The sequence below is a fragment of the Corallococcus interemptor genome, assembly GCF_003668875.1.
Classification (GTDB): Bacteria; Myxococcota; Myxococcia; order Myxococcales; family Myxococcaceae; genus Corallococcus; species Corallococcus interemptor.
Window position 1 is genome coordinate 64,833 of sequence record NZ_RAWM01000011.1, and the last position, 12,490, is coordinate 77,322.

A 12,490-nucleotide genomic window follows, 5' to 3' on the forward strand; every position below is an offset into this window, starting at 1 on the left:
ATGAAGGGCAGCGAAGCTCGCGGCCCGCCTCAGGGGGAGGCACACATGGACGGAATTTCTCGTTTCTCATCGGCGCTGAATGGTCTCCGGGTGTCATCGAACGCGGACACGGCCGAGCCAGCAACGACGCCGCAGGACTCCACCGCCGAGCGCATGCTGCGCGAGCTGTTCTCCCGCAGCAGCTTCGAGCCCCAGTCCCGCCCCGCGGCGCCTTCGTCCCACAGGGCCCTCGCGGAGACGAAGCCTCCTCCGGACGTGTCCAACGCGTCCGTCGAGGACTGGCAGGCCTTCTGCGAGCAATTCAGGGGCAGCGCCGAGGACGAGCTCAAGCGCAAGCGCGGCACCACCCTGCCGGACCTCGCCGCCGACCAGGCCATGCATGGCTCCCGCTCGCCCGTGTATCCCGCGGGCCGCTCCACCGTGCCCGGCAACGAGAACGTCCCCGCGTTCTTCCAGGACTTTCCCGCCGTCGGCGAGCGGCAGATGCAGCTCTACACCTTCTGCCGCCCGGAGGCGGGGCAGGCCCCGAACCCCTCGGACCGCAACCAGTGGGTGTCCTTCGAGGTGTACGGCGACATCTGCAAGGCCTACTCGGACAACACCTTCACCCATGGGCGCCAGGGCACCAACTCCCTGCTGGGCCATCCCAACTCCGGCCGTGAGGACGCGGTGAAGACCCGTCCGCCGTTCCTCGATGATCCGATGGTGAAGGCGTTCCGTGACGCCCGCGTCGCCGCTGGCAAGCCCGATGCGGTGCCCTTCCAGGAGTTCCAGAACGGCTACCTCGCGGACCTGGGCGGCAAGGTGCAGGCCTTCTCCAAGGAGGGAAAGCCCCTGGGCACCGCGTGGCCCGGCGGGGACATGACCGCGACGGCGACGCAGGGCCCCGGAGGCACCCAGGGGCCCACGGGCCCCTACGGCACCACCGGCCCGTTGAACGGGGACACCTCCTTTGGCAACGCGACGGTGCAGATGGGCACCTCCGCGAGCCACGGCGGCGCTGTCACCAGTCTCAACTACGGCGGCAAGCAGTACATCAACAACAAGGACCATGGCCGGCAGATGCAGGTGGCCTTCTCGCTGGACGGCTACGACGAGGCCCTGATGCCCACCGAGGCGGGGAGCAATCGGAACAAGTCGGACCCCATCTCCACGACGCAGGTGGTGGGCTACGGCGCGCAGCCCGGCAGCATGACCAGCACCGTGCACCCCGCCTACTGGCTGGAGCCGGGAGAGGAGGCGGGCGAGTACAACAGCGAACCGTACGCCAGGAACGAGACCCTGGTCTCCGAGGACCTCATCACCAAGGACATCACCGTGGGCGTGGGTGGCCACGACAACGTCATCCAGTACGACAGCCACATCCAGCTCGCCGCCTCCCACGACAAGATCTACGCCGAGGTCCCCACCACCTACCTCAACGGCGAGTTCGAGAAGCACTACCGCTTCGACCCGGCGACGGGCGAGACGCGCGAGTACCCCCGGATCCACTCGGAGCCTCCGAAGGACGGGGAGCCGCGAAAGGGCTTCCCGGACGAGGGGGGCAACGTGCCGCTCATCGTCGCTACGGATGGGGGCACGCACGCCATGGCCATCTGGTCGCCGGACGAGGACCGGGCAGACCTCCAGTACCGCCTGCACCAGTTCGACCTCGGCAACCCCGAGGACGACTGCACCAAGCTCGGCGTCACCTTCGGCATGTCGGAGAACGTGCCTGGCGACCTCAAGACGCGGACCTACGTCATCGTCGGCACGGTGGAGGAGGTGAAGGCCCGGCTCGCGGAGCTGTACAGTCAGAACCCCACCGGCGTGGAGCGCAAGTGGCCGGAGGACGTTCGCCCGTCGTGAGGAGGTCGTCCATGCATCGCGGTTCCTGTTTGTGCGGCGCGGTCCGCTTCACCGTCGAGGGCGACCTGCCCGCCCCCGACGCCTGCCACTGCGGCAAATGCCGCAAGCACTCGGGCCACTACTTCGTCTCCAGCGACGTGCCGCGCTCTGCCGTCACCATCGAGGGCGCGGACCAGGTCCGCTGGTTCCAGTCGTCGGAGAAGGCGCGCCGCGGTTTCTGCTCCGTCTGCGGCTCGTCGCTGTTCTGGGACCCGCTGCACCGCGATTGGATTGGAATCGCGATGGGCGCCTTCGACACGCCGACCCACACCCGCATCGCGGTCCACGTCTACATGGCCGACAAGGGCGACTACTACGACGTCGCGGACGAGGCGCCGAAGTTCGACACCGTCCCTCCGAGGCCGTAGAGGTTCGAGGTCGCGATTCCCTTCAGGTCAACCTGTTCACCGGCGGCGTGAGCCGGTCAGGCGTCTGTCATTCCGGCGCTGCCTGACAGCGGACCCGGTCATGCCATCCATAGGCCATCAGGACCGCATAGGGCCAGACCTTGCGCGTGGACTGCCTGTCGGGATTCTTCAACCGCCGGTAGGAGACGACCAGTTCGTGGCCCTTCTTGCCGGGCATCTCGACGCGGCTGACGGAATCGACGAGGAGGGCGGTGCCCTCGTCCTCGGGCGTGGGCGACACGCAGAGCACCCAGGTGGCGAACTTGAAGTTGTTCTGTTTCTGGATGACTTCTGAGAACAGCCTGAGGAAGGGGCCCTCCAGGGTCCCCTCGGCGGGGATTTCCTCCCGGGTCTCGGCATCGTCGGCGGTGAGCTGCTCGAAACGCTGTTCACGGTAATCCGTCTTGAACTTCGCTCGGATGCTGGGATGTGTTGCCCCCGCGCTCGTTCCCAACAGCAGACAGGTGAGACCCAGTCCCCACTGCAATCGCGCCATGTGCGCCTCCCATCCGCGATGATTTGCAAGCAGTACGCCAGGGAGTGCCACTCTGGGCCCCCGCCGGAGAGGTCAACGCGAGTGACAGTTTGACCCGAGGCCGCGCTACCGGACGGGACGAAGTGTCCGTGCCTGTCTCCTTCAGCGGGTGAAGACGCCCCAGCAGATGGCATTTCGCGCCCGCTGGTCTTCGAGGACCAGCTCACGGAGGCGGGTGGGGATGCGCTTGTGCTGCCATTCCAGCTCCCACATCCGGGCCGCTTCCGCGTCCTCCGGAGCCACTGACGCGGCGGCGGCCCGGATGGCGTACGCAGCCGCGCCCAGGTAGTGCGCGGCGACGTGGGCGACGGCCACCGCCTGTCCTGCCGCGAGCGCCGCGAACTTCGCCGGGTCCGGCAGCGCACGCGCCGCGGCGTTGGCCACGAACGCGGTCTTGTGCGCGTCACGCATCGGCACCTCGCCCCGGATCCACGCCCGTCCCACCGCGATGGCGTCACGGGGACGCGCGTCCTTGGGAGACGCGCTTTCGAAGAAGGGCAGGACGTGCTCCGCGCAGACGGCGGCCCACTCCGCGAGCAGGTGGTGGTCCTCGTCCGTCAGGCTCCCGCCGCGACGGATCGTGATCAGCCTGGAGTCTCGCTCTTTGGGCAGGATGGGCATGAATGGAATCTCCTGGCAGGGCAGTATGTCCACGCACGCCAGACGTTCCAGTGTTTGACGCGCTCAGGAGCCGGAGAGACGGATGCGACGACTTGGATTGATGCTGGGCCTGCTGGGGTGTGCCGGATGTGCGACGGCCACACGAGGTCTGGCCGACCGGTACAACCCGGAGACGGGCCGCTACGAGGCCCCCAAGCACGAGCTCGTCTATCACCTGCCCGTCGAGGACGCGCTGATGACGACCCGGTACCTCTTCGAGAAGGACCGCTATGCCGTGATGGAGAAGGAGGGGGGCCTGATGATGTTCACCTCCTTCATCCCGGACGTCACGCCGCCCGAGCGCTACTACATCGAAGGAAAGCGGCTGGGTTCCCGGCAGGCACTCGTTCGCGTCTTCCGCATCCGGTACTTCCAGGAGGGGGTCTCCGCCCCGGAGGAACCCGGCCGGTCCAAGGGCCAGCTCCCCGACCTGGCCGCCTTCAGCAACGTCCCCGGACTGGAGGGTTTCCGGCCCGCGCAGGGCTACCGAGACCTGGCCGTCGAGCAGAAGCTCCTGGAGCTGCTGGAGATGGCCCCCGCGCTGGAGCTGGTGGGAGGCAATCCCCCCGTCGCCCTGGATCCCTCGGCGCTGGGTGAGAAGGGGGAGACCCCGGCCACCCCCCTCGCGCCCGCGTGTGGTGCTCCGGTGGAGAACGCCGCGTCCCTGTTCGCCGCGGGAGGTGTCCTGCTGGTGGCGGACCCCCTGGGCACGCACGAGGTGCCGTCCGTGGCGCTGCGGATGGTGTGCGAGGCCACGGCCCAGGGCCTGCCGGTGACGCTGGCGCTGTCCATTCCCGCGCCAGAGCAGCCGCTCCTGGAGCGCTACCTGTCCAGCGACGGCGGCCCCGAGGCCGTGCGGCAGCTCCTGTCCGAGAGCGCCTTCTGGCGCCGGACCTATCAGGACGGACGCAGCAGCCGCGCCATGCTGGGGCTCGTCGAGCAGGTGCGCCGCTTGCGTGTCTCCGGAAGGGACGTGGCCCTGGCCGCCATCGACTCCGACAAGGCCCGTGGCAATGAGCGCGAGGCGCGGATGGCCCAGCACCTGCTGGGTGCCCAAGCGAAGCGTCCCCAGGCCTGGACGTTGGTGCTCGCGGGCAGCGTCCACGCGCGCACCACGGAGGTGAGCTGGGATGGCGACTACCAGCCCATGGGCGCTCGCGTGGCCCGTGCACTGCCTTCGGTGCGCTTCCTGGACGTGGGCTTCCAGCGCGGCACCCAGTTCGCCTGCCGTTACAATGTCTGGAGTGAGGGGGTGGAGTGCAACGTCTTCGGCATCAGCCCGGGGCCGGAGGCGTGGCAGTCTTCCAAGCAGCCCAACGGAGTCCACGGCCGGCTCTACCTGGGCTCGCTCACGGCCTCTCCTCCCGCGCTCATGGCGCCGCCCGTCTCCAGTGAAAAATCGCCCTGAGCGAAGAAGACGTGGGCGTCGTCGATGAGGATCCGTGTGTCCGGCGCCTTGCGCCAGCGGGCGATGAGCTCCTCCATCCGCTCCGGCGAAGTCGGGATGGTGTTTCCGCCGGGCTTCTCGACCAGCACCCACGCGTAGCGCAGCGTCCCCGGCGGCTGGGGGCCGTCCACCGCGTAGATTTCATCGCGCGCGGCGAGCGGCGCCACGAGGTTCCCGCTCAAGAGCACGCGGCCTTCGGGATTCTCCAGGAGGGTCTTCACGCCCTGACCCACGCTGGCGAGCCGCTGGGGCGTGTCGGGGCAGTAGGCCGGGAAGGATTCAGGCTCGGCCATCGCACGCCACGTGCGTCGCAGCACGCTCTCATTGGTGGTGAGCAGCAACAGGGCCGTCCCCGCCAATACCCAGACAGGCGGGCGGCGCTTGAGCAGCAGCGGCAGCGGCACCATCGCCGCCGCGGCCAGCAGTGGCGCGCCGTAGTGGTCGCGCCACGCCATGCCCAGGAAGCGGATGCCCAGCATCGGCAGCAGCACGGACAGCCAGACGGCATCCGGCCGCCACTTCTCCCGCCATGCCCAGAGGGCCAGGGGCACGAAGATGAGGAGCATGGAGCCTGCGTTGCTCAGGTGCCGCGGTGTCAGCCGCTCGGAAAGAAACGCCGTCAGGGGTTGGCCCGGCTTCGGGAGGAGCCGGCCTCCGTAGTCCACCACCGGGCCCATCAGCGCCGGGCGCCCGGCGAACACGAAGGCAAGCCACGCCACCGTCAGCACGCCCACCGCGAGCGCCGCGCGCCGCTCACCTCGCCAGGCGAGCCCTCCCGCGAGCATCACGCCCGCGAAGGGGAACTCCTCCTTGCAGGAGAAGAGCAGTGCCAGTGCGAAGAGCATCCATCCTGGCCGGCGGAGGCAGTACGCCACCGCCAGGAGCGTCCATGGGAACACGGCCCACGTCGTGGGATGGACGGGATAGGCCATGGCGCTCTGCACGCCGGAGTTGAGCAGCAGCAGCGCGCACAGCAGGAACGTCGCGCCCCGGTCCAACAGCTTCCGGTGGTGGAGCCAGAGGATGGGGGCTGTTGAAAGCAGCACCGCCAGGCACTCGGCCACGACGGCGGCCTGGCTGGGTGTCAATCCCATCACCAGCGGCCGGGCAAGCCAGAGCACCGGATCAAAATGGTCGTTGAAGATGAAGACCTGCCGGGCGCTGAGCCAGGGGTTCGGGTCCTGGAAGGACAGCCGGGCCAGCGCCTGGGTGTAGATGCCCATGTCGTAGTGCCAGAAACAGTACCGCGCGTTTTTGGCCCACATGGGGACGGCACACACCACGCCCCAGATGGCGAACGTCAAGGGGAGCAGGAGCCTGGCCGCGAAGCGTCGGAGCGCGGAGGGCTCAGGAGAGAGAGTCATGACCTGGGGCGACTCTACGCGCCGCCCCAGGTGGCCGCGACAACATCCTCACCCGGCGCTTTTCAGAAGGAATAGCTGAGCGTCACACCGGAGTAGGCCTGGGCCGCGTTGATCATGATCCAGTACTTGCCCGCGGTGGGCTGGACCGGGACCGTGCACGCCTCGGTGTTGCCCGTCTTGTAGGGCCGGCAGTCGTAGGTGGTCTTCGTGGGCGCCGCGCCGAACCTCACGTACAGGTCCGCGTCACCGGTGCCTCCGGTGATGGTGAACAGCGTCGAGGCGAACGCGGCGGCGCTCGCGCAGTAGTACCGGTTCGAGTTCAGCGTGCCGCTGAGGCTGCTCACCGTCCCGCTGTAGGGGGGGCAGGGACGTGGCGTGCCGCCCGTGGCCAGCAGCTTGAACGCCAGGTTCGAGATGCCCGAGCCTTGATGCGGGTCGGTGCTGGACGAGAAGTTCCCGTAGTCATCCAACGAGGAGCCGTCCAGGGCCGGGTCGTTCATGTACCGGAGGGCGTCACCGGGCGTGGCGGGCGTCCAGACGTCCTCGCCAATCTTCCAGATGTCCGCGCTGGTGGACCACGCGGTCGACCAGCTCTCGCACACTGCGGCGAAGATGTCCGACAGGGACTCGTTCAGCGAGCCAGGCTCGCCGGAGCCGTGAGGACGCGCGCTTCCGTCTCCGAGGCCACGGCGGGCTCAAGGTCTTCGGTGCCACAGCCGTAAACCGAGAGCGACAGACATGCGGCGAGCCAGTGGAACCTGCGCATCATGGTCAACCCCCCCCCTGCGAAGTGATGTTTGCTTGGAGGGATACGAAAATGGACAACCCGTGAAAATAGGGGAAACCCACCAGTGCGGGTTTGAGGTGCTGACACGTGCACGAGTACGACTTGATCGCGGACTGCTACGCGGCCCACCGCACGGGCTCCATGGGCGTTCCGGAGGTGACCGCGCTCGCGGCCTCGCTTCCCGCCGGTGCCTCGGTGCTGGACGTCGGCTGCGGCACGGGGCTGCCGCTGACGCGGGTGCTGCTGGAGCACGGCTGCCAGGTGACGGGCGTGGACAGCTCCCGCGAGCTGCTGGCGCGCTTCCAGGCGAACTTCCCCCACGTTCCGGTGCACTGCGCGCGCATCCAGGCGTGTGAACTTCCGGCGCGGGCGTTCGACGCGGCGATTGCGTGGGGCGTCCTGTTCCACCTGCGCCACGAAGAGCAGGAACAGGCCATCGCCCGTATCGCGAAGGCATTGAAGCCGGGCGCCCCGTTCCTCTTCACCTCGGGCGACAGCCACGGGTCCATCGACGGTGCGCCGATGGATGGCGTGCCGTTCCGCTATCACTCGTACAGCGTCGACGGGTATCGCGACCTGCTGCGCGCGCACGGGCTCACGCTGGAAGCGACGCACACGGACCCGGGCGGGAACGTCTACTACCTGGCTCGTCAGACGGGATGACGTGCGTCAGGGACCCGGCGGGAGCGAAACGCCGGTGGCCCGAGCCAGCGCGTCGAGCAGCTGGGCCTGGAACGCCAGGTCGCGTGTCGCGGGATGCGGCTCGACCCGCCGTTGGTGGTGCCAGTAGCCATCCGTGGTGCGTGCCTCGGCGGCGTCGCTGGTCGCCAGCCACTCCTGCGTGAGGTGGCCGAGCCGCAGGTCATCTGGCGCGTCGGGGCCGCCCATCTTCGTGGGGACCCAGCCCGGGTCGACCGCGTTGCTGAAGACGTCCGGCCAGCGCCGGGCGATGGCCGCGGCCAGGGTGGTGACGAAGAGCTTGCTGTCCGAGTAGCTCCCCGTGACGCGGCTTCCGCTCCAATCCATGCCTTCGAGGTCCGGCCGCCCGCCCTGGTGCATCCCGCTGCTCAGGTAGACGAGGCGCTGGGGCCGCTGGATGAGCGCGGTGAGCACGTAGGGCGCCACGACGTTCACGGACAGGACGGACGGGTCGGAGTACACACCTGCGTTGTGGATCACGGCGTCCATGCGCCCCAGCGCATTGACCTGCCTGGCGAGGTCACGGGTCTGCTCCAGCACCGCCAGGTCCGCGACCAGGGCCGCCGCGCCTTGCGTCACCAGGTCCTGCACACCCGCGAGCCGCTGCTCGCTGCGCACATGGATGATCACCTCGTGACCGTCGGCGAGAAGCGTCCGGGCGGCGGCCTTGCCCAAGCCGTCCGCTGACCCCGTGATGAAGATGCGTGCCATGTCTCGCGACTATGGGCTCCGTCACGACGAGGCACCAGCCACCCGCCGTCTTGCCTGGCCTCGCCCAGGGGGTGACTCGTCGGGGACGTGCCCTAGCTGGCGTGCGTGGCTTTCTCGAAGCGACGGTCCGGCACCAGCCACATCAACGCGGCCAGCACGTAGATGGCTTCGGACAGATACCCATTGAGAAAGGCGCTGAGTATTCCGGCCACATAGAAGGCAGGTGAAATCCGGCCCTTGAGATCGCGCCCGACCGCATGGGCCAGTGCCGACTCCCGGCCTTGCATCACCACCAAACGGGCTTGCAGCAGTTTCCAGGCGAAGGCGCACATCAGGAGCACGAAGCCATAGAGCGCCAGCGGCATGGATGAGAAATGGTTTTCGCCCATCCAGCCGGTGGCGAAGGGAATCAACGACAGCCAGAACAACAAGTGCAGGTTTGCCCACAGCACGCCGCCGGTGACATGGCTGATGGTGTGCAAGAGGTGATGGTGGTTGTTCCAGTAGATGCCGATGTAGACGAAGCTGAGCACGTAGCTGAGGAAGATGGGGACCAGTGGCCGCAGGTCGGACAGCTCGCTGCCGTGTGGTACCTTCAGCTCCAGCACCATGATGGTGATGATGATGGCGATGACGCCGTCGCTGAACGCTTCCAGCCGGTGCTTGTCCATGCTTCCCCTCATGCCTGTCAGGCCCGTTCGGCAAGACGGTTCAAAGTGTCCATGTCCTCGGCGCCCAGTGTCAGTGCGGCACTGGCAAGGTTCTCCCTGAGGTGTTTCACCGACGACGTCCCCGGGATGAGCAGCACGTTCGGGGACCGGTGCAGGAGCCAGGCAAGCGCGACCTGCATCGGGGTCGCGCCCAGCCGGGTGGCCACGTCGTTCAACGTGCTCGACTGGAGCGGCGTGAACCCGCCCAGGGGGAAGAACGGCACGTAGGCCGTACCCGTGGCGGCCAACTGGTCGATGAGGGCGTCATCCCGCCGGTGCGTCAGGTTGTAGTGGTTCTGCACGCAGACGATCTCGGCGACCTTGCGGCCCTCGGCGACCTGCGCCGGCGTGACGTTGCTCAACCCGATGTGGCGGATGAGGCCCCGCCGCTGGAACTCCGCGAGCGCGGTGAGCGGCGCCTCGATGGAGCCTTCCACCGGGCCCTCGGCGCTGAACATCGCGCGGAAGTTCACGACATCGAGCACGTCGAGCCCGAGGTTGCGCAGGTTGTCGTGGACCGAGCGCTCCAGGTCCGCCGGGGAGAACGCAGGCTCCCAGGAGCCGTTGGGGCCGCGCACCGCGCCGACCTTCGTGGCGATGACCAGTCCGTCGCGATACGGATGCAGCGCCTCCCGGATGAGCTGGTTCGTCACGTGGGGGCCGTAGATGTCACTGGTGTCGATGTGGTCGACGCCCTGTTCGATGGCCGCTCGCAGCACCGCGAGCGCCGCCTGGCGGTCCTTGGGCGGACCGAAGACGCCGGGGCCCGCGAGCTGCATCGCGCCGTAACCCACGCGGCGAACAGTGTGCGTGCCAATGCGGTAGCTGCCTGAGATGGAAGGGTGGGGCACGGTGAGGCTCCTGGGTGAAGGGAGGTGCACCCCTCATCTACGAAAGGAGTCACTGCGCGACTATCGGTGGCAATGTGCACAGGCCGTGCGAAAATCCGCACAGCGATGGATGAGCTCACGGATTTGACGGCATTCATGACGGTCGCCCGGGAGGGCGGATTCCGCGGCGCTGCTCGTACGACGGGCAGCAGCGCCTCGCGCATGGGCGACGCGGTCCGCCGGCTGGAGGCCCGGCTCGGCGTCCGGCTGCTCCATCGCACCACGCGCAGCGTGACGCTGACGGACGCAGGGGCCCGGCTGCTCGAGCGGCTGACGCCCGCGCTCAGCGAGGTGCGCTCGGCGTTGGACGTGGTCAACGACTTCCGCGACCGCCCCGCGGGACGCCTGCGGCTCACCGTCCCCATCGCCGCGGCGCGGCTCGTGCTGCCGCGCATCGTGCCGCCGTTCCTCGCGAAGTACCCGGATATCCGCCTGGAGGTGATCGCCGAGGAGCGCCTCGTCGACGTGGTGGCGGAGGGCTATGACGCGGGCATCCGCTACGAAGAGCGGCTCGCGCAGGACATGGTGGCGGTCCCCATTGGTCCTCGCGTCCAGCGCTTCGCGACAGCCGCTTCCCCCGCCTACCTTGCGCGCCGTGGGCGGCCCAGACATCCGCGCGAGCTGCTGGACCATGATTGCCTGGCAGGGCGGTTCACGAGCGGCCCGCTGCATGCGTGGGAGTTTGAACGCAATGGGAAGACGCTCAAGGTCGATCCGAAGGGTCCGCTGATTGTCGGGCTTGGCACGACGACGGACCTCGCGGTGGAGGCGGCCGTGGCGGGCACCGGAATCATCTACGACTTCGAGGATTGGCTGCGTCCCTACATCGCCCGGGGCGAGCTCGAACCCCTGCTCGAACCCTGGTGGCCGAGCTTCCCCGGGCCGTTCCTCTATTACCCCGGCAGACACCACCTGCCGACGCCGCTGCGTGCCTTCATTGACTTCGTCAAATCCATTCAGCCTTGATGCGGTGAGCCTCTGACAGCGGCCCCCCCCGGGCCCGAAGGACCTGCTCGCGCAGGGTGGGCGGACGCCACGAGGCGTGTCGCGGGAATGACTTCCAAGTGTTCGTGAGACGGTCTCCTCGGAGCCGGGAGGCTGCCTCCAATCCGCCGACCATCGTCAACCTCGCACCGCCGCCAGAGGCGACGGGAACGCCGTCTGCACCTCGGCTCTCTGCGCGTCCCTCGCGGGCGCGGGTGCCTGGCCCTCCTGGGTCTTTGCTTGCCTGGCGGCCCTCGCGGTCATCGCATCCACCCGTTCGCTGCCCCGTTCGGGTTCGCGCGCTTCCACCGGTCAAAGAACCCGCGGCGGCGCATCTGACGCTTGCGGAGGGTCTCGAAGCGGCGGGCGAAGGCCATGCCCTTGGCATCTCGGAACGCGAGGTCGCGCAGGTCGATGGCGAGCCTCACGGCCCCGTCGTAGTCGCTGGCCTCCACGAGCCTCTCGAGCTCGGCCCAGGCGCCCTCGATATCGTGAGCGAGCTTCTTCAAGTGCCGCGCGCGCGCCGCCTCCGAGGCGGCCCGGGCCTTCTTCGCGCGCGCGGCCTCGGCCTTCATCCGGGCAGCTCGCTGCGTCCCGGCAAGCGCCCTCAGCTCGCCGGCGGTGCGCCGTGGGCCGGAACGCTCGTCCTTCATCGTCGTCCGGAAGACCCGAAGCAGCTCGCCACCGAGGGCCAGCTCCGGCTCTTCCACCGCGCGCTTCAGCCACGCGTCCTTCTGCTTGACGGGGAGCGCCGCGAGCCATTGGTGAAGCTGCGTGCCGTCCGCCGTCATGTGGGCGCTCCCGGTCGCGGCCGCCGCGACGAGGTCGGGGTCGATGCGCAGGAACTCGACCATCGCCTCCTGCGCCGCGCTCAGGTCGCCGAGCCCCGAGGGCACTGGCGGCTCTTCGGCGTCGTCATCGCGCTCGCCCGCGGAGACCCCGAGCAGCCAGGCCAGATACGCTGGACGCAGGTCGCCGCGCATCAGCTCGGACCGGAGCGGGGACAGCGCGGCGAGCGAGCCCGGGCTCTGCTCGTCGTCCTCGAACTCCTCGATGCCACTGCTCAGGTCGAGCAGGACGTGCTCACCCGTGCTGATGAGGCGCGCGGCGTCCCCGCGGTCGAAGTACGGCTTGAGCTGCTTCAACGCGACGCGCGCCTTCGGGATGCGCAGCATGAGCCGGTGCGTGCCCCAGTTCGCGAAGTACAGGTGCGCATCGAAGTAGCGCTCCATGAGCTTCGCGGGATCGGCCTTCAGGTCGCCCCAGTGGTACTCGTTCCAGAACCGCGAGGGGGAGATCTCCGCGCGTGTCGAGATGGCGCGAAGCTCGGCCATCTGCTTGGGACTCAGCGGGCGATCGAGCACGATGAACTCGTAGCACTGATACTCGCTCATGGAGCCGTCTCCAGT

14 protein-coding genes are annotated in these 12,490 nt (G+C 68.5%); 5 read left to right on the forward strand and 9 right to left on the reverse strand.

Annotated features, from left to right (window positions below; genetic code table 11):
* Positions 1–90 precede the first annotated feature (90 nt).
* Together D7X96_RS06500 and D7X96_RS06505 are read left to right on the forward strand one after the other, a co-directional pair.
* Positions 91–1,848, forward strand: a complete 1,758-nt coding sequence (locus D7X96_RS06500; protein ID WP_121769259.1) for a hypothetical protein — start codon at positions 91–93, stop codon at positions 1,846–1,848.
* 11 nt (positions 1,849–1,859) lie between these two features.
* Complete coding sequence (locus D7X96_RS06505; RefSeq protein WP_120546923.1) at positions 1,860–2,255, forward strand: GFA family protein; 396 nt, start codon at positions 1,860–1,862, stop codon at positions 2,253–2,255.
* 67 nt (positions 2,256–2,322) lie between these two features.
* Here the strand turns inward: D7X96_RS06505 and D7X96_RS06510 are convergent, their stop codons facing one another.
* The gene (locus D7X96_RS06510; protein WP_120546922.1) at positions 2,323–2,790 is read right to left on the reverse strand and encodes a hypothetical protein; all 468 of its coding nucleotides are present in this window, start codon (positions 2,788–2,790) and stop codon (positions 2,323–2,325) included.
* A 141-nt stretch (positions 2,791–2,931) separates the two neighbouring features.
* Positions 2,932–3,450 (reverse strand): putative immunity protein, encoded by a 519-nt coding sequence (locus D7X96_RS06515; protein WP_121769260.1) that lies wholly within the window; start codon positions 3,448–3,450, stop codon positions 2,932–2,934.
* Positions 3,451–3,532: 82 nt separating this feature from the next.
* Here D7X96_RS06515 and D7X96_RS06520 point away from each other — a divergent pair, with 82 nt between their 5' ends.
* Positions 3,533–4,897: a hypothetical protein gene (locus tag D7X96_RS06520; RefSeq protein WP_120546920.1), complete on the forward strand. Its 1,365-nt coding sequence runs from the start codon at positions 3,533–3,535 to the stop codon at positions 4,895–4,897.
* Here D7X96_RS06520 and D7X96_RS06525 read toward each other — a convergent pair.
* The 3 genes from D7X96_RS06525 to D7X96_RS39915 form a co-directional block, all read right to left on the reverse strand.
* Complete coding sequence (locus D7X96_RS06525; RefSeq protein WP_121769261.1) at positions 4,825–6,300, reverse strand: glycosyltransferase family protein; 1,476 nt, start codon at positions 6,298–6,300, stop codon at positions 4,825–4,827. The genes D7X96_RS06520 and D7X96_RS06525 overlap by 73 nt on opposite strands.
* Positions 6,301–6,362: 62 nt before the next feature.
* Positions 6,363–6,902 carry a pre-peptidase C-terminal domain-containing protein gene (locus D7X96_RS40390; RefSeq protein WP_121769262.1) on the reverse strand — a complete coding sequence of 180 codons (540 nt, stop codon included), beginning with the start codon at positions 6,900–6,902 and terminating at the stop codon, positions 6,363–6,365.
* A 29-nt stretch (positions 6,903–6,931) separates the two neighbouring features.
* A complete protein-coding gene (locus tag D7X96_RS39915) occupies positions 6,932–7,069 on the reverse strand; it encodes a hypothetical protein (RefSeq protein WP_158616151.1) in 138 nt (45 codons plus the stop codon).
* Between the two features lie 105 nt (positions 7,070–7,174).
* Here D7X96_RS39915 and D7X96_RS06535 point away from each other — a divergent pair, with 105 nt between their 5' ends.
* Positions 7,175–7,750 carry a class I SAM-dependent DNA methyltransferase gene (locus D7X96_RS06535; protein ID WP_121769263.1) on the forward strand — a complete coding sequence of 192 codons (576 nt, stop codon included), beginning with the start codon at positions 7,175–7,177 and terminating at the stop codon, positions 7,748–7,750.
* A gap of 6 nt (positions 7,751–7,756) precedes the next feature.
* Here D7X96_RS06535 and D7X96_RS06540 read toward each other — a convergent pair whose 3' ends face one another.
* The 3 genes from D7X96_RS06540 to D7X96_RS06550 all read right to left on the reverse strand — a co-directional run bounded on the left by D7X96_RS06540 (position 7,757) and on the right by D7X96_RS06550 (position 10,058).
* Positions 7,757–8,497: an SDR family NAD(P)-dependent oxidoreductase gene (locus D7X96_RS06540; protein ID WP_120546916.1), complete on the reverse strand. Its 741-nt coding sequence runs from the start codon at positions 8,495–8,497 to the stop codon at positions 7,757–7,759.
* Positions 8,498–8,589: 92 nt separating this feature from the next.
* Positions 8,590–9,168, reverse strand: a complete 579-nt coding sequence (locus tag D7X96_RS06545) for a TMEM175 family protein (RefSeq protein ID WP_167510807.1) — start codon at positions 9,166–9,168, stop codon at positions 8,590–8,592.
* A 17-nt stretch (positions 9,169–9,185) separates the two neighbouring features.
* On the reverse strand, positions 9,186–10,058 hold the full coding sequence (locus D7X96_RS06550; RefSeq protein ID WP_121769264.1) for an aldo/keto reductase family oxidoreductase: 873 nt from the start codon (positions 10,056–10,058) through the stop codon (positions 9,186–9,188).
* A 105-nt stretch (positions 10,059–10,163) separates the two neighbouring features.
* Here D7X96_RS06550 and D7X96_RS06555 point away from each other — a divergent pair, with 105 nt between their 5' ends.
* Positions 10,164–11,063 carry a LysR family transcriptional regulator gene (locus D7X96_RS06555; protein ID WP_121722435.1) on the forward strand — a complete coding sequence of 300 codons (900 nt, stop codon included), beginning with the start codon at positions 10,164–10,166 and terminating at the stop codon, positions 11,061–11,063.
* 278 nt (positions 11,064–11,341) lie between these two features.
* On the opposite strand, the gene D7X96_RS06560 is transcribed toward D7X96_RS06555, so the two are convergent.
* On the reverse strand, positions 11,342–12,475 hold the full coding sequence (locus D7X96_RS06560) for a hypothetical protein (protein WP_120546912.1): 1,134 nt from the start codon (positions 12,473–12,475) through the stop codon (positions 11,342–11,344).
* Positions 12,476–12,490: the final 15 nt, after the last annotated feature.

Coding starts and splice junctions, on each gene's coding strand:
- D7X96_RS06510 (WP_120546922.1), bottom strand. CDS start 2,790: ATGGCGCGATTGCAGTGGGGACTGGGTCTCACCTGTCTGCTGTTGGGA.
- D7X96_RS06555 (WP_121722435.1), top strand. CDS start 10,164: ATGGATGAGCTCACGGATTTGACGGCATTCATGACGGTCGCCCGGGAG.
- D7X96_RS06505 (WP_120546923.1), top strand. CDS start 1,860: ATGCATCGCGGTTCCTGTTTGTGCGGCGCGGTCCGCTTCACCGTCGAG.
- D7X96_RS06525 (WP_121769261.1), bottom strand. CDS start 6,300: ATGACTCTCTCTCCTGAGCCCTCCGCGCTCCGACGCTTCGCGGCCAGG.
- D7X96_RS06545 (WP_167510807.1), bottom strand. CDS start 9,168: ATGGACAAGCACCGGCTGGAAGCGTTCAGCGACGGCGTCATCGCCATC.
- D7X96_RS06560 (WP_120546912.1), bottom strand. CDS start 12,475: ATGAGCGAGTATCAGTGCTACGAGTTCATCGTGCTCGATCGCCCGCTG.
- D7X96_RS06520 (WP_120546920.1), top strand. CDS start 3,533: ATGCGACGACTTGGATTGATGCTGGGCCTGCTGGGGTGTGCCGGATGT.
- D7X96_RS06540 (WP_120546916.1), bottom strand. CDS start 8,497: ATGGCACGCATCTTCATCACGGGGTCAGCGGACGGCTTGGGCAAGGCC.
- D7X96_RS06515 (WP_121769260.1), bottom strand. CDS start 3,450: ATGCCCATCCTGCCCAAAGAGCGAGACTCCAGGCTGATCACGATCCGT.
- D7X96_RS39915 (WP_158616151.1), bottom strand. CDS start 7,069: ATGATGCGCAGGTTCCACTGGCTCGCCGCATGTCTGTCGCTCTCGGTT.